This is a genomic window from Oceanicaulis sp. UBA2681 (genome assembly GCF_002354675.1).
GTDB classification, from domain to species: domain Bacteria; phylum Pseudomonadota; class Alphaproteobacteria; order Caulobacterales; family Maricaulaceae; genus Oceanicaulis; species Oceanicaulis alexandrii.
In genome coordinates this window covers 438490-459851 of record NZ_DEMB01000016.1, presented here as the reverse complement: position 1 = coordinate 459851, position 21362 = coordinate 438490, and the positions used below count along the sequence as shown (strand labels likewise).

Below are 21362 nucleotides of genomic sequence, written 5' to 3'. Positions count from 1 at the left end.
TCGGCGTTAGTCGCCCTCGCGTCGCCAGGCCAAGGCGAACAGGCCCAGTATCAACAGCGCGATCAACAGGCCCGGCGCCAGCGGCGTGGATTGCGCGTCAGTGACCCGATAGGCGGTGTTGCGCTTGAGGCCGGCCCAGTTGATTCCCGCCTGGCGCGCGCGCTCATTGGTGCGGCGCAGATCGGGCAGGTCGATGGCGTCGCCCAGGGCGAACACGCCGCCGCCGCTTGAGTCCACAAGCATGGCAAACCCTTCAGGGTCTGGACGCAGATCGCGATACTCCAGCGGATTAAGCGGACCGGAGGCGGTGACCGTGGTCAACTCGCCCGACCTCAACCGGACCAGGCCCTGTTCGCGCGCGGGCAGGCGCTCAATGTAATCGCCAAAGCCGTTTGATGTCATTGCAATCGTGTCACGGGCGCCGGACGGCCATTCGATCTCAAGATCGGGCACATCGCCTGACAGCGTGTTGCGCGTCACCTCCAGCTCGCCATTCACCACACGGGCGCTCAGGCGTTCCTCGTCAAGCTCGGGTTCGCCCATCAGCCAGTGCGCCACACGGCGGAACAGCTCGTCATGGGGACCGCCGCCTTCATAGCCGCGCGCCCACAGCCAGGCCTGATCAGACAGCAGGATCGCCGCGCGGCCCTGACCCTCTCGTGACAGGGTCAGCAGCGGATCGCCATTGGGCGCCTGCAAGACGGTCTCGCCAGACAGGGCGCGCGCGCCAATGCTGCGGAACCAGGGCCCCCATTCGCCTTGCCCCGTCAGCATGGGACGGGTGACCGGGTGTCTTTGACCTATATCGCTGATCTGCGGGACGAAGCGCTCTTCGCTGATTTGTCCGGTGGGAACGGCGGGCAGGACGCTGGCCAATGGCGAGCGCGCCACGCTTTCCGGTCCGGCGAAGGGCGGGCCGGTGGTCACCAGAAGCGCGCCGCCGTTCTCCACATAGTTGGCGATATTGTCGAAATAGAGTGGGCGCAGGATGCCGCGGCGGCGATAGCGGTCGAAGATGACCAGATCAAATTCCTGCAAGCTCAGCTGGAACAGCTCGAACACCGGAAAGGCGATCAGCGCCAGCTCGTTGGGCGGCACGCTGTCATCCTTGTCCAGGGGGCGCAGAATGGTGAAGTGCACCAGATCGACGCTGGGGTCGGATTTCAGAAGATTGCGCCAGGCGCGTGCGCCGTTATGGGGCTCGCCCGTCACCAGCAGCACGCGCAAGCGATCCCGCACGCCGGTGACGTTCACTGCGGCGCGATTGTTGATCAGGGACAGCTCGCCGGGGCCGGGTTCGACCTCGATTTCGACCACATTCGGCCCGCGATTGGCGATCTCGGCCTGCACGGTCACATCCTGACCGATCTGCACTCGTGCGCTAATCGGATCGCCGCCATCCACATACAGGTTCACCATGGCGGTACCCGTGGCGGCGCCTTCATCCTCGATGCGCAGCGTGAAGCTGACCGGATCGCCCACCAGCCCGTAGCGCGGCGCCTGGGAGACGATCAGGCGACGGTCGCGCGCGTCTGGATCGCCCGTGAGGAAATGATGCACAGGCGCGTCGAGCCCGAGCTCATCCGCGTTGGGCGGCGTATCATGAACCTGGCCGTCAGAGGCGATGATCACGCCCGCCAGGCGGTTGCGCGGCGCTTGCGACAGACCTTGCTGGAGCGCGCGGCTCAGTCGCGTGCCGTCTTCTGACGTCCCGCCACTCACTTCGATCAGATCAAGCAGCGGATCACGCTCGGCCAGCGCGCGCATGGCTTCGGCCACCTGATTTGCGGCGTCGCTCCGGGTTCCGATCTGCATGGAGGCGCTGTCATCACTGATCAGCACCGCCACATCACTCAGCGGCTCTCGGGTTTCCTGCACCAGGGCAGGGTTGAGCAGAGCTCCGGTCAGCACCAGCGCCGCCAGCGCACGCCAGAGCCAGCCCTTCAGGCCGCGCACCAGCGCGAACCCGGCCACAGCCAGCGCCAGCGCGCCCAGCCCATAGGACAGAACCGGCGGGATAAGCGGGGAGAAAGCGAGCGTGACAGCGTCCATCAATCCTGCCCCAACCGTTCCAGAATGGCGGGCACATGCACCTGATCAGCCTTGTAGTTGCCGGTCAGGGCGTACATGGCGAGATTGACGCCGAAGCGGATGGCCAGTTCGCGCTGGCGCGGTCCGCCCTCCACCGGGGCGAGCGGGCGGCCCTGTTCGTCAATCGCCCAGGCCGAAGCCCAGTCCGCCGAGCCGATCACCACCGAGGAGGCGCCGTCCCGGCCCGAGCTTTCCGGGTTGGCTTCCACCCAGATGCGGGTATCGGGATAGCGTCCGGGAAATTCGGTCAGCAGATAAAACGCCCGACCCAACACATGATCATCGGGCATTTGCTGCAAGGGCGGCACTTCGACGGAATCCAGAAGCCGCACGAGCCCGGGATGCGGAGCGAGTCCACGGCCGCTGGCGCGCCCGTCGCGGGTGTCAAAGACGATCAGACCGCCCGCATTCATATAGGCGGTGACGCGGGCGGCGGCCTCTGGCGACAGGCCTTGCGCGTCTTCGGTCACCGGCCAGTAGATCATCGGGTAGAACAGGATTTCGTCGGTCTCGATATCGACGCCGACGGGCGTGGTGGGTTCGACCGCGCTGCGCCGCGTGCTCTCGCGCGACAGACCGGCGAGGCCGGCCCGGCTCAAATCGTCAATGCGCGCATCGCCCGTACGCACATAGGCGAGCCGGACTTCCAAGGCCTGCTGGTCGATCCCCGTCATGTCTTGCGCGTGCGCGTCTTGCGGCAGGCCGCCCAGGGCCAGAGCGAGCACGGCGACTGCGCCGAAATTGCGCGTGGCGAAGGGCATGCGCCCTGACAGAATCAGGGTGATCAGGCCGTCCAGGCACAAGATGATCAGCGCAAGGCTCAGGAGCGGTCCCGCCAGTCGCGTCTCGATTGCGCCATCGCCTGTCCGATAGGTCGCGCCGGGCAGGTCGCGCGCCATCAAGGCCAGATCATCCCCGGGCTGCATCACGTTCAGCGCGGCGCTCGCGGCGCCCAGGCTCCAGACGCCGGGGGGCGTCCGGGCGCTGGCGCGCGCCCGGGTGAACTGATCGGCGGCGATCATCTGCGATTGTCCGGCCGGGTCCGTCAAAAGCCCGTCAGCGGTCAGCTGACGCTCCAGCCCCCAGGCGCCGCCCTGGGGCGGGGTCGGGTCGGCGCCGCCGCTCAGGGATAGAACACGTTCGAGCATGGCCGGATACAGACCGGACAGGGGCAGGGATGACCAGTCAGGCCCGGCGGTAACGTGAAACAGCACGATCCAGCCTTGCCCGCGGCGGTCCGCAGTCACCAGCGGCGTCCCGTCCGACAAACGCGCCCAGACCTTGGCGTCGAGATCGGGGCCGGGTTCGGCCAGAACCTGACGGGTGACCTGCGCTTCGGTCGAGGCCTCAAGCCCGGTGAACGGGCTCTCATCGGGGAAAGGCGCCAGACCTTGCGGATCTTCCCACGCCATCGCGCCGCCAAACAGGCGCCCGCCTTCGCGCAGCCTCACCGGCAACAGATCATCGGCGCGCGTGGCCAGATTCGGTCCGGAGAAGCGGATCAAGAGACCGCCGTCCTCGACAAAGGCGGTCAGGCGGTCATCTTCCAGACGGGCGTTGTCCACCATCACCAGCGCTGAGGGTTCCGTCCCCAGTAGCGTATCGAGATCGCCGCTCACAAGCTCCGCGGTTCCGGCCAGCGCTTCACGGGCGTAATGATAGTCAGACAGAAGCGGTTGCCGCTCGCCGCCGGCTTCCGGCGTCAGCAAACCCACGCGCGGCCTGCGCCAGCGATCGCCGGTGATGTGGGTGGCGCCAGCCGAGCCGAAGCGGTCGAGCGACAGGCGCGCGATCTGGTTGCGCAGATCGAGCGGCAGGCTGGCGGAGAGATCCAGGCGTTGCTCGCCAGCCTCAAACACGCCTTCCAGACGCGCCAGCGCCTGACCGTCCGCGCCTGTGGCGGTCAGCGTCACCGGGCGTTCGGCGTCGCTGTCCGCGCGCACCAGACGCACGGTGAAGCCATCGGGCGCCACCCCGACCCGCGTCAGGCCGATGGCGGTGCGCTCCGGCGCAGGCAGGATGATCGTCACGGGTCCAGAAGCGCTCAGCACCCGCGCCAGCGCACGATCGTGGTCTTCATTCGACACGCCGTCGCTGATCCAGACCGTATCAAAGCGCTCAGGCGCGCCTTGCTGGTCCAGGCCTGTTTCAAGGCGCTCCGCGGTGACATCGCGAGCGGGCGGCCAGGCGCGCAGCTCATGGGCGTTCAGACGCGCCAGGGCGTTGCTGGCGGGACCGAAGGACAGGTCGGTCTGGTTGGCGGGCGCGGCGGTGAAGACCAGCAAGACATCCCGGCCTTCGCTGCGCGCGGCGATCAGCTGGCTGCGGGCCTGCGCCTGCATGTGCGGCCAGTCCGGCGCCGAGCGCCAGCCATCATCCACCAGCAGCAAAAGCGGGCGATCCGTACTGATGTCCGTCTGCGGGCTCAGGATCGGCCGGGCCAGCGCCAGAATCACCAGCGCCGCCATGAGCAGCCGCAGCAGCAAGAGCCACCAGGGCGTGGATTGCGGGGTTTCCGGCGTCCGCGCGAGGTTTTGCAACAGGCGCAGCGGCGCAAAGATAACCCGCGACGGAGCGGGCGGTGTGGCGCGCAAGAGCAGCCAGAGCAGCGGCAAAACCGCGAAGGCGGCCAGCGCCCAGGGCGCGGCGAAGGCGAGCGGACCCAGGCTGATCATGAACGCGGCTCTGATAAGGCTTGATAAAGGGCGAGCACGGCGCTCGCCGCCGGACGGTCTGTGCGATGGGTGATCAGCCGCCAGCCATATTGGCGCGCCAGATCATTCAGCTGCGCGCCATGGCGCGACCAGGCGTCGCGATAGGCGGTGCGGGCGTCTTCAGCGCGACCAAACAACAAACTGTCTCCGCCGCCGGACGCGGCTTCAAATCGGGTGCGGCCCTTGAAGGGGAAATCATCTTCGGCAGGGTCGATCACGCGCAACAGGGCGCCGCTTGCGCTTTGGGCGGCGAAGCGGCTGAGCCGGGCCTGCCAGGTTTCGACCGGGTCGAGAAAATCACTGGCGATCACAAGCCGGGCATGACGTGGCAGGTCAGCGGCTTCAACGCTGTCCGCGTGTCCGTCGCCCAGCGCCAAAGCGCGGCTGACGGTTTCAAACCCCGCCCGGCCTGCGCGGGCGCGCCCGGTCTCACCCAGCACGGACAGGCGTTCCCCGCCGCGATTGAGCAGGCTGGCGATCGCCATCAGGGCCACCGAGGCGCGCTCAGCTTTGGAAGCCAGTCCCGGCGCATGCAGCTGCATGCCGGCCGACCCGTCGCGCCAGAAATAGATGGCGTTCGCCGCTTCCCACTCCACTTCACGGATATAGAGATGATCGCCCTGGGCGGAGCGGCGCCAATCGACAAAGCGCGCGCCGTCTTCAGGCCGGTGATGGCGGTATTGCCAGAAGGTCTCGCCCTGACCGGCGCGCCGCCGTCCGTGCACGCCATGGGAGACGCTGGCGGCGATGCGCTCAGCTTCGGCCAGCAGCGCGGGGAAGCGCGCCGCCGCCTGCTCCGCATCATGGCGCAGGCGGGTCACTCGGGAAGGGGCTGGGGCCTTACTCATCAATGTGTTACGCGGCGGCTTTCGCAAGGCGGTTGATCAAGGCATCCAGCTGCAAGCCCTCGGCTCTGGCGGCGAAGCTGAGCGCCATACGGTGCTTGAGCACGGGCTCGGCGAGCGCGAGCACGTCATCAGTAGATGGCGCGAGACGCCCTTGTAGCAAGGCGCGGGCGCGCACCGCCAGCATCAGCGCCTGACCGGCGCGGGGGCCAGGCCCCCAGCTGACACCGTCGCGGACTTCCGGGTCATTGGAGCGGTCCGGGCGGGCTTGTTCGAGCAGCGCCAGAATGGCGTCGAGCACGGCTTCACCGACCGGCATGGCGCGCACCAGCTGTTGCAGGTCGAGGATTTCCTGTGCGTTCAGAACAGGCTCGGCGACGGAATCTTCAGACCCGGTGGTGGCCAGCAAGATGGCGCGCTCCTGATCTTTGTCCGGATAAGGCACGTCGATCTGCATCAGGAAGCGGTCGAGCTGGGCTTCAGGCAGCGGATAGGTGCCTTCCTGCTCGATCGGGTTCTGGGTCGCCAGCACGTGGAAGGGCTGCGGCAGGTCATGACGCTCGCCCGCCACGGTGACAAAGCCTTCCTGCATCGCCTGCAAAAGAGCCGCCTGGGTGCGCGGGCTGGCGCGGTTGATCTCGTCCGCCATCAGCAAGCGGCAGAACACCGGGCCGGGAATAAAGCGGAAATGGCGCTTGCCGTCCGCGTCCTGGTCGAGCACTTCAGAGCCCAGAATATCCGCCGGCATCAGGTCGGGGGTGAACTGCACCCGCTTGTCTTCAAGCCCTGTGACCACCGCCAGCGCATGCACGAGGCGGGTTTTCGCCACGCCCGGCGGGCCGACCAGCAGGCCATGTCCGCCTGACAGGATCACGGCGAGCGATTGTTCGACCACGTCATCGAGCCCGATAATGGAGCGGGCGATGGATTGGCGAACCTCGGCCAGGCGTGTGGTTGCAGCGTCTGCGCGTGTTGAAAGCGCCTGTACGTCTTCCTTCGAGGTGGGCATCGGCTTACATCCTTGAACGAGGCTGTTTTCTAACCTCAAACATGGCCGCAGCCAGAGGAGGTGTCCATGGGCGCACCGAAGTCTGAACAAGATGCAATGCAGTCGCTGCTTTCCGCGGCGGAGGCGATCGACACCGCAGACGGCTATCCGCCGGTGGATCGGTGGGAGCCGGAGTATTGCGGCGAGATGGATCTCGTCATCAAACGCGACGGCAGCTGGTGGCATGAAGGCGCGCGAATCGGGCGCGAAAAACTGGTCCGATTGTTCGCGCGCATTCTTCGCAAGGATAAGGACGGCGAGACCTATCTCGTCACCCCGGTCGAGAAAATCAAAATCAAGGTCGAGGCCGCGCCCTTCACCGCCGTGCGGGTGGACCGGTCAGGCTCCGGCCAGGATCAGAAGCTGGCTTTTCTGACCAATCTTGATGACGCGGTGATTGCGGGACCGGAGCATCCCTTGCGTGTAGAGATCGCAGAGGACGGCGAGCCAGAACCTTTCGTGCATGTGCGCGGGCGTCTTGAGGCGCTGATCACGCGCGCGGCCTTTTATGATCTCGTGGAATTCGCGGAGCGCGGAGAAAATGATCAGGGCGAACCGGTGATGGGCGTGTGGAGCCGCGGTGTGTTCTTCCCTCTGGGACCGGCCGCATGAGCGTTGAGACGGATCGTATTCTCAAACGCCTGAGCACGGTTCTGGACCCGGTCGACGCGCCCATGGAAGCGCGGCCGGCTCGCGGCGACGGGGATCTGAACGAGGATCTGGCTCTGCCCGTCGGCCGAAAGCTCAAGCCCGCTGCGGTGCTGGCCTTGCTGGTCAAGCGCGAGACCGGGCTGACCGTGCTGTTCACCCGGCGCGCGGACCATTTGCAGGCCCATCCCGGTCAGGTCAGCTTCCCCGGCGGACGCCAGATGGCCGGGCGTGAGAGCTTGTGCGAGTGCGCCTTGCGTGAGACCGAAGAAGAAGTGGGCTTGCCCCCAAGCGCGATCACGATGCTGGGGCGCTGGGAGAGCTATGAAACCGGCACCGGCTACGCCGTCACGCCGTTCGCCGGCGTGATTGAGCCAGGATTTGATCTGTCGCCCGATCCGGGAGAGGTGGCGGAGGTGTTTGAAACCCCGTTCGATTTCCTGATGGATCCGGATAATCACAAGCTCGAGGAGCGCGAGTTCGCCGGCATGCTGCGACGGTTTTACGCCATGCCGCACAAAGGACGGTATATCTGGGGCGCGACGGCGGGCATGCTGCGCGCCTTGTCCATCCGATATGCGCAAGGGCGACCAGGCGAACCCGTCAGGCGTTCAAAGGAGACCAGCCTATGACCCGCATATTTCTCTTGATGCTGGCGGCGTTCGCTCTGCCCTACATCGTCGCGCGGATCTTGTCGGCGGCGGGCGTGCTCGCCCGGCCCATGTCTGTGACCCTGGGCGTGTTGTCAGGCATGGGCGCAGCTTTGGTCATGCTGGTGGTTCTGGTCCTGCTTGAAACCGATACCAGCTCCCGGGACGGCGCTTATCAGCCGCCGCGTCTGGAAGAGGGCGAAATCCGACCGGGGCAGTTTGAAGAGCGAGACCCGCCGCCCGCTGACGAACCGATCTAGCGAGGGTGTGAGGGATGAAGCTCGATCCCGATCAGCACGCCTTTCTGACGGACCCGGCGACGATCGCGGTTATGGACGCGATCAGTCCTGCTGCCGCGGATACGGCGCGCTTTGTCGGGGGCTGCGTGCGTAACGCCCTGCAAGGCGAGCCGGTCGAGGATGTGGACATCGCCACACAGTTGACGCCAGACGAGACGCTGGCCGCGCTCAAGACTGCCGGCATTCGGGCGATCCCCACCGGGCTTGAACACGGCACGATCACGGCGGTGGTCGATGGCGCGCCTTTTGAAATCACGTCCCTGCGCAAGGATGTGAGCACCGATGGCCGGCGCGCGGTGGTGGCTTTCACAACGGACTGGACGCTGGACGCCGCCCGGCGCGACTTTCGCCTCAACGCGATTTACGCGCGACGCGACGGCAGCCTGTATGATCCCTGGAACGGTTTGGCGGACGCGAAGGCGCGGCGCGTGGTCTTTATTGGTGACCCTGATCAGAGGCTTGCCGAAGACGTTTTGCGCATTCTTCGCTTTTACCGGTTTAACGCCTGGTATGGCTCCGCCCTTGATCAAGCAGGCCATGAGGCCTGCATCCGCGCTGCACCCAAACTCGCCGGGCTGGCGCGTGAACGGGTGTGGAAAGAGCTCAAGAAACTGCTGGCCGCGCCTGATCCCGGGCCTGTGGTCAAAGCGATGCATCTGGGCCACGTTTTACAATCGGTTTGGCCGGAACCGCTCGACTTAAACCTTCTCTTAAGCATAATTAACGCCGACAGAGGGAAAGGGCGCGCGCCCGACATGCTCTTAAGAGCGGCGGCGCTGTGCGGGGGAAAGGGTGACGCCGTGCGTAGCCTGTGTGACCAGATGAAAGCGTCAAACGCGGAAGCGAGCCGTCTCGTCGCCATGTGCGGCCCTGCGCCGGAGCAGGCAGGAGACGTGCGTCCCGGGCTTGATGGCGAAGCTCTGTCTCGCGCGCTCTACGTTCTGGGCGCCCAGACTGTGTCTGACCGTTTGCGTCTGGCTGAAGCGCGTGGCGAGGGTGATGCGGAGGCGGATTTGCATGTGGCTTCGGCCTGGCGCGCTCCCGATTTGCCGATCAATGGCCGCGATCTGATCAAGGCGGGTTTGCAGACCGGGCCGCAACTGGGCGCCGTGCTCAGCCAGCTTGAAGAGGCCTGGATCGACTCAGGATTTACACTGGATCATGCGGCGCTTCTGGCGATGGCGAGTGAGGCGCGAGGATGAGCTTGTCCGAGCTCTTCTCCCTGCGCTATCGCGCCCGGGTCGGCAGCGGCGAGCTGTTTGCCGCTGACCTGCACCTGCATGATCGCCGCGCGCTGGAAGAGAAGGCCAAGGCGCTCAACTACACCGAAGACGAGGTCGAGAACGCGCTGGTGGACGCGGAGCTGGCGTTACGCATCCAGCTGGCCAAAACCATCAACAACGCCAATGAGAAGCGCAAGATCAAGGATCTGCCGCGCCGCGCGCGCCAGATCATGGCGGACGCCTATCTGCAGGCCAATCGCGCGCACTGGTCGGCGGTTCTGGACGCGCCGGGTTTCGAGAACCTGTTCCAGGCTGAAGGCGGCGTTAGCGCGCGCGATCCGCTCAACGGAAAGAAATGGAGCATCGCCGCCAACCTCATGATCTTTGATTATGTGGAGGCGTTCTTTGATCTCTTGCCCGGCGAAGAGCAGCTCGAGTTCAGCCGCGATCTGAACCAGCGTCTCCAGCGTGGGGAATCGCGCTGGTATTTCCAGCTGGGCCGCTGGCGCCGTGATGACTGGCCGCGGGAACGCGACAGCCAGTTTGACCAGATCCTGTACTCGCTCAAGAGCCAGGCCGATCAGGCGCTCACCGCCCAAGACAACAAGATCCGCAATGGCGAGACGGTCACGGCGCAAACGCTGGACCCTCAGAAAGTCTCTGCGTCTCTGTCAGAAGCGGCGCGCAGCCTGTGGGAGGCGGATCGCCTTCTGGAATCGGATCTGTTGTCCAAGAAAGTGCGCCATGGCGCCGCCGTGCGCGCCGCGCGTCACGCGCTGGATCAGTGTCTGGTGCATTTCCGGGGCAAGCTGGATGGCCCGTTCGTCAAGGCCAAACCGCCCAAGGACAAGCGACCGGCCAAGGGGCTGGGTCGACTGGCGGCGCCGACCCTGGACAAGAGCGCGCTCAAGGGCGTCTCCGAAGGCGTGGCGGCGGCGATCCGTATCGAAATGATCGGCAAATGGCTGGCCCATGGCGGCGGTCTGAAAAATCAGCGCCTGAACGCGCTCGACCGGGCGGGGCTGGCGGAAATGCTGTTGCGGTTGGTGCTGTTCGGTCTGCCTGAGGACAAGGACAGTCCCTACGATATCGAGGAAGCGGAAGCGGACGAGATTCGCAGCTATTCCAGGATCACCGCGGTGCGAGACGTGCCGAAGCGGGACGGCAAGCTGCTCAACCACGGCGAAGGCAGTCTTATGCTGCACATGGACGATGAAGCCAGCGCTCGGCTGGCGGTCGATGTGCTGGCCCGACTGTGCCAGTTTGCGACAGGGGCGGCAGGGTCGCCCAAGGATGCGGCCGAGATGCGGGCTGACCAGCCCATCCGCAAAAATCTGGGCGCCCCCCTGGAGACGCGCCGTGCGCCGAATCCGATCTGGCTTCAGATGACGAACTGGCTGATTTTGGGCGGTGTCGCCGCCTCGTTGATCGGACTTGGCTTCATCTTCGGATTGCTCGCGGCTGGCTGGTCTCCAGCCTTTTTGTCACCGTGAAGCTATTCGTCCGTACCGCTTTCAGACACCGGGGCGATCTCGACACGGCCCTCTGACAGGGCTTCCAGTCGCGCATAGGCCTTGTCATCGCCGCGGCGCGCCTGTTCGATCAGCGCCTGCAAGGTGACATAGCGGCTTTCCAGATCCTGGCTTTCGCGTTGGCGCGCTTCCGACCCGATCTGGGCTTCCATACGCGCTCGGAACTGCTCAACGACCGATTGGCTGTCACGCTCGTCGATGCCGCCTTCGCCGTCCGACAAGGCGTTCAACAACGCATCAAACGGGCTTTGCGACAGGCTCAAATCGGGCGCTTCAACCCCGGCCTTGGCGGATTCTTGCTCCACGATCGCCTGCATGGTCTCGCGGGTGCCGCGATAGCGCTCGGAGTTCTGCTCGTCCTCAGACAGGGAATCGTAGAACTCGATATAGGCGCGCGCCCGGGTCAGGACGTCGCCGGTATGTTCGGGGGCGGTGAACGCTTCGCGCTCGCGAGCGAGCATCTTCATGCGGGTGTCGCGCGCGACGTCAGGGTCGAGGCCGGGCTGTTCCAGCGTGGCGGCGAAATTGTCCTTGTAGGCTCGAGCGCCAGACAGAGCGTTGCGGAAAATCGCATCGCCACGATCAGCCATCAGCGCGTCCACGCGCACCGAAGAGCCGTTCAGCACCGCTTGCGCCGCCGCGGACAGGCTGACCGTGTCGCTGGATTTCTGGGCTGTGTTGTTCTGGCCCGAGCCGCCTGACCTTGTCTTGGAGGTCTCGGCTTGAGTCGCAGAATTCGCGCCATTCGGGCCCAGATACGGACCCTGGGTTCCTACCGTGTTGACCATGTTACGCTCCAAAGGCGGCGTGCCGTTCAGGAAGAGCGTTCGATGAGTCTGCTAACCGCTCGTTAACGCAGGTTAAGACTTTGCTTATGGCCAGCGGGCGTGGGGCGGCATGGACGACAGGATCGAGTTGATGTTCCCGCCCGTTTCAAGCCCGAACTTGGTGCCGCGATCATACAGAAGGTTGAACTCGGCATAGCGGCCGCGGCGCACCAGTTGTTCTTCGCGGTCGTCCTCTGACCAGGGCGTGTCCATCCGCGTTTTGACGATCTTGGGGTAAGCGGTCAGGAAGGCTTCGCCCACATCGCGCGTAAAGGCGAAGTCCGCCTCATGGTCGCCGCTGTCGAGATGATCGTAGAAAATCCCGCCCGTGCCGCGCGATTCCTGACGATGCTTGAGCCAGAAATACTCGTCGCACCAGTCTGTGAAGCGCGGGTAATACGTCGCGTCATGGGCGTCGCAGGCGGCTTTTGCGGCCTCATGAAACAGCACGCTGTCCTCAAATCCCTTGTCGCGCTGGTAATCCTGGGTCGGGTTCAAATCCATACCGCCGCCAAACCAGCTTTGCGTGGTGGTGATGAAGCGCGTGTTCATGTGCACGGCGGGGATGTGGGGATTGCGCATGTGCGCGATCAGGGACACGCCGGTCGCGTAAAAGCGCGGATCGGTCTCGGCGCCGCGGACGCGCGCGGCGAATTCCGGGCTGAACTCGCCGAAAACCGTGGAGACGTGCACGCCGACTTTTTCAAACAAGCGGCCGTGCATCATGCCCATCACGCCGCCGCCCAGCTCTTCATCACCGTCGCCGCGCACCCAGGGCGTGCGTTCAAACCGTCCCGCCTCTCCGGGATAGAGCTTTGGATCGGCGACGTCCTCGAGCGCTTCGAAGGCGCTGCAAATACGGTCGCGCAGCGATTCAAACCAGGCTTTGGCGCGGGCGCGACGATCCGAAAGGATGTCGGCGCTGGGTTTGGCGGTTGCGGACATGCTCGCTCCTCAAGGGTCCAGGCTGTGTGGAAAAGATACATCTGAGCTGACGCTGGCAAGTCTAAACGGCGCCTGAAGCGCTGGCGCGTGCGACAGGCGGGCATTAGTGTTCGCCGCCTTATCAAGCCGAGTTTGAGTGTGGATGAGTGTCGCCATGATTGATCCGTTGACCGACCTGCGTGATGCGCGAGCCCGACAAGACCTGCTGGCTGTCTCAGTCGAGGCGCGCCGCCTGATCGAGGCTGCGCCGCAGCTGGGCAGCCAATGGGGCGACGTGGCCAGTCTGGCGCTCGAGGTGGGCGACGAAACCGGCGCCTTGCTGGCGGCTGAACGTCTGACCGAAGCCTCTCCGAATTATCAGCAATCCTGGCTCTGGCTCGTTTCCGCGCTGAGCGGGCTGGGCCGTCATCAGCGTGCGCTTGAAGTGCTCGAAACGCTGATCGCCCAGGCGCCCAATGATCCGGCGCTGCAAAGACGGGCGGGGCGCACGCTTCTGTCGCTGGGGCGCACTAATCTGGCGGCGCTGAGCTTTCGGCGCGCTATTTCTCTGGACCGCTTCGACGTCATGGCGTGGGAAGGCCTGTCGGAGTGCGTGACCTTTGAAGCGGGCTCCGCCGAGCTGGCCGCACTCGAGGAAATGCGTATCCAGAACTCAGAGACCATGTCCTCCACCCAGCGCGGCGTGCTGGCCTATACGCTGGCCAAGGCCTATCGCGATGTGGGCGAGGATGCGGTGGCGGCCATGCGCGTGGCCGAGGGCGCGTCCTTCTGTCTGGCGGATACCGCGTTTGACACAGGCCGCCATGAAGAATCCGTCAAGGCGCTGATCGCCAGTTATGAGCCAAACTTTGTGGATCAGCATGAAGAGGCGGGCGTCATTGACGGGCGACCGGTGCTGCTGATCGCACCGCCTTGCGCCGGCGCGGACTGGCTGAGCCAGGTGCTGGCGGCTGACGCCGATGCGGGCGCCTTGATGCGCAATAACGGCCTGTTCTGGCTCAACGCGACGCCTTTGGGCGATCAGACCCTGTCAGAGATTTCAGCGGCAATCGAGGCGGGGTGGGGCCGCAATGTCCTGGGCGATGTGGCCAAGCGCTATCTGAGCCAGGTCGAGGAAGCCTTGGGCCAGCCTGCGTCACGAATCATTGATCCCAGCTCGCTGTCTGAAATGGCCGCGGGCGCATTCGGCGTGTGCCTGCCGGCGGCCAGGATGGTGCGGATTTTCCGCGATCCGCGCGATCTGGCCTGGTCGATCTACAAGACCCGGTTCCGCAAGGCGCGGCACTGGACATACCACCCTGATGACATCGCCCGTGTCCTGGCGTGCCATAACCGGCTGTGCGAGCATTGGGAATCCCTGTTTCCAGAGCGGATTCTCACTATACGCTATGAAGACATGCTCAGCGATCCGCAAGCGGCGGCGCGAGAGGTGGCGGCGTTTGTCGGTGTGGACGCCGATGCTGCGGCGTCTGAGGCCTGGTTGCGGAGCGAAGCGCTGAACGCGGATCCCGCTGGCGTTCATGCGGAAGCGGGTGATCGCTTTGAACCTTTGAGCGCTGCGCTGGAGCGTGCGGGACTGATTTGACCGTGCACGCCTGTATTTGCGGGGGATAACCGCCATCACCGGCAAAATCTGATCCTTTTTACGGGATAATCAGGTTGAAAAATATGGGGGCGCACATTAATCCGCCCCGATGACACGTTGTATGTTCAGCGGGACTGCGTCAGCAAGCCGCACCGCAAAACAGCAACGGTGCGCTAAGTCTGAGATCGCGCGCTAGCGTGCGTGGGGCCTGCCAGGTTCTGCGGGGCGGGCAGTTCGAATTCAAGAGGTCGGCACGTGACGGACGTGAACAGCAATCCTGAGACCGGCGGCGACGAGCCGTCGCGCCGGGACTTTCTCTACATCGCATCGGTTGGAGCAGTGGGCGTCGGTGGCGCTCTCACGCTATGGCCGTTCATCGATCAGATGAACCCGGCGGCGGATACGCTTGCGTTGTCCACCACCGAGGTGAATGTCGGCGCACTCGAAGAAGGCGCGGAAATCACGGTGATGTTCCGTGAGCGTCCGCATTTCGTGCGTCGCCGCACCGCGACCGAAATTTCGGAAGCGGCGGAAGTGGAGGTGTCTCGCCTTCCTGACCCGCTGGCGCGCAACGCTAATCTTGAAGACAGCGCGCCTGCGACTGATCAGAACCGATCCGCATTCACCGCCCTTATCGACGCAGGCGTCGAGGTGGATGAAAGCCTTCGCGGGTCCTTGCTGGTCTCCAGCGCGAACTGCACCCATCTGGGCTGCGTGCCGACCGAAGGCGCTGGCGACTATGACGCCTGGTTCTGCCCGTGTCATGGCTCGCACTACGACACCGCTGGTCGGATTCGCCGTGGCCCGGCCCCGGAAAATCTGCCTATTCCGCCGATGACCTTCATCTCGGCGACGACATTGCGTCTGGGCTAGGGAGAGCGAAGAATGAGCGGACCGAGCACGTACGAACCGAAAACCGGTGTGGAGCGCTGGCTGGACCAGCGCCTGCCGATCGTGCGCCTGGGCTGGGACTCCTTTGTGGATTTCCCGACCCCGCGCAACCTGAACTACTGGTACACATTCGGCGGCATCCTGACCGTCTGCCTGATGATCCAGATCCTGTCCGGCATCGTGCTGGCCATGCACTATGTGCCCCACATCGATTACGCGTTCGCATCGGTTGAACGTATTGACCGCGATGTGAACTTCGGCTGGCTGCTTCGGAACATTCACGCCAATGGCGCGTCCATGTTCTTCCTGGCGGTCTATCTGCACATGCTGCGCGGCCTGTATTACGGCTCCTACAAGGCTCCGCGGGAGCTGTTGTGGATCCTGGGCGTGGTGATCTACCTGCTGATGATGGCCGCCGCCTTCCTGGGCTATGTGCTGCCCTGGGGCCAGATGTCCTATTGGGGCGCCATGGTGATCACCAACCTGTTCGGCGCGCTGCCGCTGATCGGCACGCCGATCACCGAATGGCTGTGGGGCGGGTTCTCAGTGGGCAACGCCACGCTGAACCGCTTCTTCTCGCTGCACTATCTGATCCCGTTCCTGATCGCCGGCATCGTCGGCCTGCACGTCTGGGCGCTGCACGTTCCGGGCAACAACAACCCGACGGGCCTGAGCATCAAGACCAAGGCGGATACGCTGCCTTTCCACCCGTACTACACGGTGAAGGACGGCTTCGCGATCATCGTCTTTATGATCATCTTCGCCTTCTTCGTGTTCTACTGGCCGGACGCTCTGGGCCATGCCGACAACTATATCGAGGCGAACCCGCTGGTGACCCCGGCGCACATCGTTCCCGAATGGTATCTGCTGCCCTTCTACGCCATCCTGCGGGCTGTGCCTGACAAGCTGGGCGGCGTGATCTTGATGTTCGGCGCCATCGCGGTGCTGTTCATCCTGCCCTGGCTCGACACCTCCAAGGTGCGGTCCATGCGCTATCGTCCTCTGGGCCGCTGGTTCTTCGTGTTCTTCGTGATCGCGTGCATGGGCCTGGGCTGGTGCGGAGCTGAGCTGCCCGACAACAAGGTGCCGGTGCTGGGCGCAGTGGGGCTGGACTTCCTGTGGCTGGGCCGTCTGCTGACGCTGTACTACTTCGCCTATTTCCTGGTGATCCTGCCGCTTTTGGGCTTCATCGAGAAACCGACCCAACGTCCGGCCTCCATCGAGGAGTCGGTGCTGGGTTCAGGCAAAAAAGACATGCCGGCGGCGTCCGCCGCTCCGGCCGAATAAGGAGAGCGATAGATGAAAACGATCCAACGCCTCCTCACCGTGGCTGTCGGCGCTCTGGCGCTGGCGACCCCGGCCGCGCTGGGCGCGGGCGAGCAGTATGAGCCCGCCGAGCACACCTGGTCCTGGGAAGGACCGTTCGGCAGCTATGACCGCGGCGAGCTGCAACGCGGCTTCTTGGTCTACCAGCAGGTCTGTTCGGCCTGTCACGGTCTGGAGCAACTGCATATTCGCAATCTGGGCGAACAGGGCGGTCCGTTCTACACCGAGGAATATCCCAACCCCAATGACAACCCGATCGTTCGGGCCATTGCGGCGGAATATTTCATCGAAGACGGTCCTGATGAATATGGCGACATGTTCGAGCGCGCTGGCCGTCCGGCTGACCGCTTCCCGAGCCCGTACGCCAATGATGCGCAGGCTGCGGCGTCCAATGGCGGCGCCATCCCGCCTGATTTCTCGGTGATCGTGAAAGCACGCCATCATGGTCCGGAATACATCCGCTCCCTGATGCTGGGCTATGACTATGAAGTCCCTGAGGACGTCACCGTGGCGCCGGGTCAGTACTACAATCCGTACATGTCTGGCGGTCTGATCGCCATGCCGCCGCAATTGCAGGACGGTCTGGTGGAATACGCTGACGGCACCGAAGCCACCAAGGAACAGATGGCGCATGACGTCGTCACCTTCCTGACCTGGGCGTCCGAGCCGCACATGGAAGTGCGCAAGAAGATGGGCCTGATGGTCATGATCTACTTGCTGGCGCTGGCGGGACTGCTGTACGCCGCCTACCGTCAGGTCTGGTCGAACGTGAAGCACTAGGCTTTCGCGTTTAGACGGAACAAGATTGCGGGCCGTCCGGACATCCGGGCGGCCCGTTTGTTATGAAGGCTGCCGGTGTTAAAGGACCGATCATGAGCCGCGATCCAATCCATGTCTCACCTCATGATCCTGCCTGGGCCGCCGAAGGCCTGGCGTATGCGGACGCTGTCTGCGTCGCTCTGGGATCGCGCGCCTTGCGCGTCGACCATGTGGGTTCGACGGCCGTGCCGGGGCTCGCCGCGAAGGATGTGATCGACATTCAGGCGCTGGTCATTGATCTGGACGATGAAGGGCTGATCACGGCGATGAAGGCTGCGGGCTTCACCCATCGCCCCGAAAACACCGGCGATGACCCGAACCTCGACACCGCGCCGTCCCTGGGCCCGGATGACTGGCGCAAGGTCTATTTCAGAGAAGCCAAGGGTCAGCGCCGTCTGCATATCCATGTCCGGCGCAATGGCGCGGCGGCCGCGCGCAACATGCTTCTGATGCGCGACTTCCTGCGCGATAACGAGAGCGCGCGCCGGGACTATGGCGACTTCAAAATGGCGTTAGCGGACAAGACACGCAGCGACCGGACAGCGTATCAGGCGATCAAGCGTCCCTTCATCTCGACCGTGCTGCGGTCGGCGGAAAGCTGGGCGGAGATCCATCACTGGGCGCCGGGCGTGCCTGATTCATACTGGAGAACCGAAGAATGAGCTGGAAACTCGGGATTATCGGCGGCTCCGGCCTTTATGGTCTGGACGGTCTGGAAAACGTGCGCAAGGAGACGGTGGGCACGCCGTGGGGCAATCCCTCCAGCACGCTGGTGCACGCCACGCTTGAGGGTGTGGAGCTGGTGTTCCTGGCGCGCCATGATGAAGGCCACCGAATCCCGCCGAGCGATCTCAATTACCGCGCCAATATCGACGCGCTCAAACGTGCAGGCGTCACTGACGTTCTGTCCCTGTCTGCGGTAGGCTCGCTCAAGGAAGAGCTGGCGCCGGGCGCGTTCGTGGTTGTGGACCAGTTCATCGATCGCAGTTTCGCGCGCAATAAAAGCTTCTTCTCTGAAGGCTGCGTCGCCCATGTGGCGATGGCGGATCCTGTGTGTTCGCGCCTGTCCGCCATGGCGGCGGATGCCGCCGAGGCGGCTGGCGTTGAAACCGTTCAGCGCGGCGGGACCTATCTGGTGATGGAAGGCCCGCAATTCTCCACCCGCGCGGAAAGCCAGCTTTACCGCCAATGGGGGTGCAGCGTGATCGGCATGACCAACATGCCTGAAGCCAAGCTCGCCCGTGAAGCCGAGCTGCCCTACGCCAGCGTCTCCATGGTCACAGACTATGATTGCTGGCGCACCGAGGACGCCGATGTCGATATTTCCGACATTCTTCGGACCATGCACGCCAACACCGTCCATGCTCACGCCCTGGTGCGCAACCTGGTGAAGGCGATGGCGGCGACCGAGCGCACCGACAGCCCGCAAGGCATCGAGAAAGCGCTCGAATACGCCATCATCACCGCGCCGGAAAAACGCGATCCAGCGCTTCTGGCCAAACTCGACGCCGTTGCGGGCCGGGTGCTGAAGGCCTAGCTTCATGCACTGATGATGCATGAAAGGGCGTTCTGATGGTCTGTCACTCTCCGCTTCAGCGCGCGATGCTGTCCGCTCTGGCCGCCTCTGTCATGGTGCTGTCCCCACCGGCGCACGCCCAAGCGCCCGCGCCGGCGATGACGGCGTTCGAGACGGGCCAATGGGGCGTCGCGGAGAGCGCCGCGGCCAGCGCCGCAGCTGATGTGGAGGCGCTGATCCTGGCGTCCGAAGCCGCGCTGATGCCCATTACGCTCGACCAGGCTGAAGGGATGTCGCGCCGGGAACGCCGACAGGCCGCTCTGCGCGCGCAGGACTATGCCGAAGCCGCTTTGACGCTGGAGCCCGACAACGCCCAGGCGCATCTGCGCCTCGCTGCCGGGCTGGGGTATCAGTCCCGCTATGTGAACACGGTGCGCGCCGTGATGATGGGCCTGCCCCAACGCGGGCGCGATCACATGGTTGAAGCGTTGGCGCTTGATCCTTCAGAGCCCTGGGCGCCGGCCATGCTGGGCGCCTGGCATCTGGAAGTGGTGCGCCGGGCGGGCGAGGGCATGTTTGACGCCAGTGAAGCGGAGGGGCTCGCCCTGATGCGTCAGTCCGTCGAGATGGACGACGCGCCAGCCGCCATTCCTTACCGCTTTGCTGTGGCGCTGGTCGCCGCCGATCCGGTTGCGCATGGCGAGGAAGCCACGCTGATGCTGAACCGGGCGATCACAGCCTCATCCCAGGACGCTGTGGGCCAGGCGGTCTCGGCGCTTGCAGGGCACCTTCTGGGATTGCTGCAGAGTGATCCCGCTGCGGCGCAGGTCGAAGCGGTGCGTCTGCTCGAAGAGTAATTTCAAACGCTTAGCTTTACGTTCGGCATTAAAGTCAAAAATTTCACCCAAAAGGTCAAAAATAATTGACATGGAGTCTGCGCTCTTTTACATCTCAGCATGTCAAAAAAATTCGATATCAAATCAAAGGAGTTTGACATGTCGTTTCAAGAAAAAAGCAATCTGGTCATGACGGTCATCATAGCTTTGGCGTACGGCGTATATTTCGCAGTGGTCATGCCGCCAGCGTTAAGTGATGGACCGTCCATGGAGGGGGTTGGACCCTATCTTTTCGCTGCGGTTGTGTTCCTCGTCATCGGTGGTGTGGTCGCCCACATCCTCGTCGCCATCGCGGCGCCCAAGGAGACCGATGAGGCTGACGAACGCGACAAGCTGATCGAAATGCGCGCGGACGCCCGCTCAGGCTATGTGCTGGGTGCAGCAGCTGTTTTGTCGCTCGGACTGGCGTTGACCGAGCAGCACCTGTTCTGGATCGTGCATATGATCCTGGGGGGGCTTGTGGCGTCCGAGCTGGTCAAGGGCGTGCTGCGCGCCATCGACTACCGCAGGGGTGTCTGATCATGGCCAAATCCACCCAGATCAAGAACCGAATCCGCGAGCTTCGCTTTCACGCCGGAGAGATGACCCAGGCCGAGCTCGCCAAGCGGGTCGGCGTCACCCGGCAAACGATCCTGGCTATTGAACAGGGCAAGTACTCCCCATCCCTGGAGGTGGCGTTTCAGATCGCTGAGGTCTTCAACACATCCCTGACCGAGGTGTTTGAGTATGCGCCGGAGCGCTCCTCCTGACACATCTCTGGCGTTCAGCGCCCTCGCAGTTTCCAGTGCGGGGGCGCTGGCCTATTGGCTGGCCCAGACGATGCGGGCCATCCACACAATGTCACGGGTGGCCAGATTGCGGTTGTCATAGGCGGGGTTGAGCGAGATCAGCTCGACGCTGTCGGCGGTGACCCGGCCCAGCTCCTTGGCCATCACTTCACCCTCGCGGGTTTTCACCACGACCCGGTCGCCGCGACGCGGCGGCGCTTCAGGGCTGACGACGATGCGGTCGCCATGGCGATAGACAGGGGCCATGGACTCCCCGGAAATTTCCAAGGCGTAAGCGCCGTCGCCCTCTTCGCCGGGAAACAGGATGTCTTCCCAGCCCGAACCGGACGGAAAGCCGGCATCGTCGAAAAAGCCGTCATTGCCGGCCTGAGCAAAGCCGATGAGCGGCACGGAGCGGCCCTGGCTTCGGCCCATGGCGAGGGCGGCGAATTCGTCAAAGCCCACTTGAGTCGCGTCCAGCGCCTTGGCGAGGCTTTCCGTCGAGGGCCAGCGCGGTTTTGCGCCGTCCGCGCTTTTGCGCTTGGAGGGGTTGAAAGTGGTCGGGTCCAGCCCGGCGCGGCGCGCCAGCCCCGACGGCGTCAGGCCCACGCGGTTCGCCAGCCGGTCAATCCCGTTCCAGATCTGGGCATGGGTCAGCATAAGCATACCGTATAACGCGACTCTTTACGCTCTTATAGCAGGAAAAAAATCCTTGAGGAATGCCGAGCGCTCTTGAAGGC

General features: G+C 64.2%; 21 protein-coding genes. 14 read left to right on the top strand and 7 right to left on the bottom strand.

What is annotated here, in order from left to right:
- Positions 1–6: 6 nt before the first annotated feature.
- The 4 genes from B3M53_RS13555 to B3M53_RS13540 are packed head-to-tail and all read right to left on the bottom strand — an operon-like array spanning position 7 to position 6659.
- Positions 7–2052: a hypothetical protein gene (locus B3M53_RS13555; protein WP_286800628.1), complete on the bottom strand. Its 2046-nt coding sequence runs from the start codon at positions 2050–2052 to the stop codon at positions 7–9.
- Positions 2052–4766, bottom strand: coding sequence for a DUF4159 domain-containing protein (locus B3M53_RS13550; protein WP_286800627.1), 2715 nt, complete (start codon positions 4764–4766; stop codon positions 2052–2054). The genes B3M53_RS13555 and B3M53_RS13550 overlap by 1 nt, the downstream gene beginning before the upstream one ends.
- Positions 4763–5653 carry a DUF58 domain-containing protein gene (locus tag B3M53_RS13545; RefSeq protein WP_286800624.1) on the bottom strand — a complete coding sequence of 297 codons (891 nt, stop codon included), beginning with the start codon at positions 5651–5653 and terminating at the stop codon, positions 4763–4765. The genes B3M53_RS13550 and B3M53_RS13545 overlap by 4 nt, the downstream gene beginning before the upstream one ends.
- Positions 5654–5660: 7 nt before the next feature.
- Positions 5661–6659, bottom strand: coding sequence for an AAA family ATPase (locus B3M53_RS13540; RefSeq protein WP_160092451.1), 999 nt, complete (start codon positions 6657–6659; stop codon positions 5661–5663).
- A gap of 66 nt (positions 6660–6725) precedes the next feature.
- Here B3M53_RS13540 and B3M53_RS13535 point away from each other — a divergent pair, with 66 nt between their 5' ends.
- Genes B3M53_RS13535 through B3M53_RS13515 form a run of 5 tightly spaced genes read left to right on the top strand, consistent with a single transcriptional unit; the run spans position 6726 to position 11011 of the window.
- On the top strand, positions 6726–7310 hold the full coding sequence (locus B3M53_RS13535) for a DUF1285 domain-containing protein (RefSeq protein ID WP_286800622.1): 585 nt from the start codon (positions 6726–6728) through the stop codon (positions 7308–7310).
- On the top strand, positions 7307–7978 hold the full coding sequence (locus tag B3M53_RS13530) for an NUDIX hydrolase (protein WP_286800619.1): 672 nt from the start codon (positions 7307–7309) through the stop codon (positions 7976–7978). The genes B3M53_RS13535 and B3M53_RS13530 overlap by 4 nt, the downstream gene beginning before the upstream one ends.
- Entirely contained in the window at positions 7975–8256 is a 282-nt protein-coding gene (locus B3M53_RS13525) for a hypothetical protein (protein WP_286800616.1), read from the top strand. Before B3M53_RS13530 ends, B3M53_RS13525 begins: the two co-directional genes overlap by 4 nt.
- Before the next feature lie 14 nt (positions 8257–8270).
- Entirely contained in the window at positions 8271–9497 is a 1227-nt protein-coding gene (locus B3M53_RS13520; protein WP_286800615.1) for a CCA tRNA nucleotidyltransferase, read from the top strand.
- Positions 9494–11011 (top strand): hypothetical protein, encoded by a 1518-nt coding sequence (locus B3M53_RS13515; protein WP_286800613.1) that lies wholly within the window; start codon positions 9494–9496, stop codon positions 11009–11011. Before B3M53_RS13520 ends, B3M53_RS13515 begins: the two co-directional genes overlap by 4 nt.
- A gap of 2 nt (positions 11012–11013) precedes the next feature.
- Here the strand turns inward: B3M53_RS13515 and B3M53_RS13510 are convergent, their stop codons facing one another.
- Complete coding sequence (locus B3M53_RS13510) at positions 11014–11838, bottom strand: hypothetical protein (protein WP_286800611.1); 825 nt, start codon at positions 11836–11838, stop codon at positions 11014–11016.
- A gap of 84 nt (positions 11839–11922) precedes the next feature.
- Positions 11923–12822 (bottom strand): oxygen-dependent coproporphyrinogen oxidase, encoded by a 900-nt coding sequence (gene hemF / locus B3M53_RS13505; RefSeq protein ID WP_286800609.1) that lies wholly within the window; start codon positions 12820–12822, stop codon positions 11923–11925.
- 154 nt (positions 12823–12976) lie between these two features.
- On the opposite strand from hemF, the gene B3M53_RS13500 reads away from it, so the two are divergent.
- The 9 genes from B3M53_RS13500 (at position 12977) to B3M53_RS13460 (ending at position 20604) form a co-directional block, all read left to right on the top strand.
- Entirely contained in the window at positions 12977–14407 is a 1431-nt protein-coding gene (locus tag B3M53_RS13500; protein ID WP_286800608.1) for a sulfotransferase, read from the top strand.
- A gap of 255 nt (positions 14408–14662) precedes the next feature.
- Complete coding sequence (petA, locus tag B3M53_RS13495) at positions 14663–15280, top strand: ubiquinol-cytochrome c reductase iron-sulfur subunit (RefSeq protein WP_022700200.1); 618 nt, start codon at positions 14663–14665, stop codon at positions 15278–15280.
- A gap of 12 nt (positions 15281–15292) precedes the next feature.
- A complete protein-coding gene (locus B3M53_RS13490) occupies positions 15293–16585 on the top strand; it encodes a cytochrome b (protein WP_022700199.1) in 1293 nt (430 codons plus the stop codon).
- Between the two features lie 12 nt (positions 16586–16597).
- Positions 16598–17404, top strand: a complete 807-nt coding sequence (locus B3M53_RS13485; protein ID WP_022700198.1) for a cytochrome c1 — start codon at positions 16598–16600, stop codon at positions 17402–17404.
- A 92-nt stretch (positions 17405–17496) separates the two neighbouring features.
- On the top strand, positions 17497–18105 hold the full coding sequence (locus tag B3M53_RS13480; protein WP_286800604.1) for a GrpB family protein: 609 nt from the start codon (positions 17497–17499) through the stop codon (positions 18103–18105).
- Positions 18102–18980 carry an S-methyl-5'-thioadenosine phosphorylase gene (locus B3M53_RS13475; RefSeq protein WP_022700196.1) on the top strand — a complete coding sequence of 293 codons (879 nt, stop codon included), beginning with the start codon at positions 18102–18104 and terminating at the stop codon, positions 18978–18980. The genes B3M53_RS13480 and B3M53_RS13475 overlap by 4 nt, the downstream gene beginning before the upstream one ends.
- A gap of 65 nt (positions 18981–19045) precedes the next feature.
- Positions 19046–19816 (top strand): hypothetical protein, encoded by a 771-nt coding sequence (locus B3M53_RS13470; RefSeq protein ID WP_286800602.1) that lies wholly within the window; start codon positions 19046–19048, stop codon positions 19814–19816.
- A 138-nt stretch (positions 19817–19954) separates the two neighbouring features.
- Positions 19955–20374, top strand: a complete 420-nt coding sequence (locus B3M53_RS13465; RefSeq protein WP_286800600.1) for a hypothetical protein — start codon at positions 19955–19957, stop codon at positions 20372–20374.
- Between the two features lie 2 nt (positions 20375–20376).
- Complete coding sequence (locus B3M53_RS13460) at positions 20377–20604, top strand: helix-turn-helix transcriptional regulator (RefSeq protein WP_286800598.1); 228 nt, start codon at positions 20377–20379, stop codon at positions 20602–20604.
- Between the two features lie 51 nt (positions 20605–20655).
- On the opposite strand, the gene B3M53_RS13455 is transcribed toward B3M53_RS13460, so the two are convergent.
- Complete coding sequence (locus B3M53_RS13455) at positions 20656–21288, bottom strand: S24 family peptidase (protein ID WP_286800597.1); 633 nt, start codon at positions 21286–21288, stop codon at positions 20656–20658.
- Between the last annotated feature and the right edge of the window lie 74 nt (positions 21289–21362).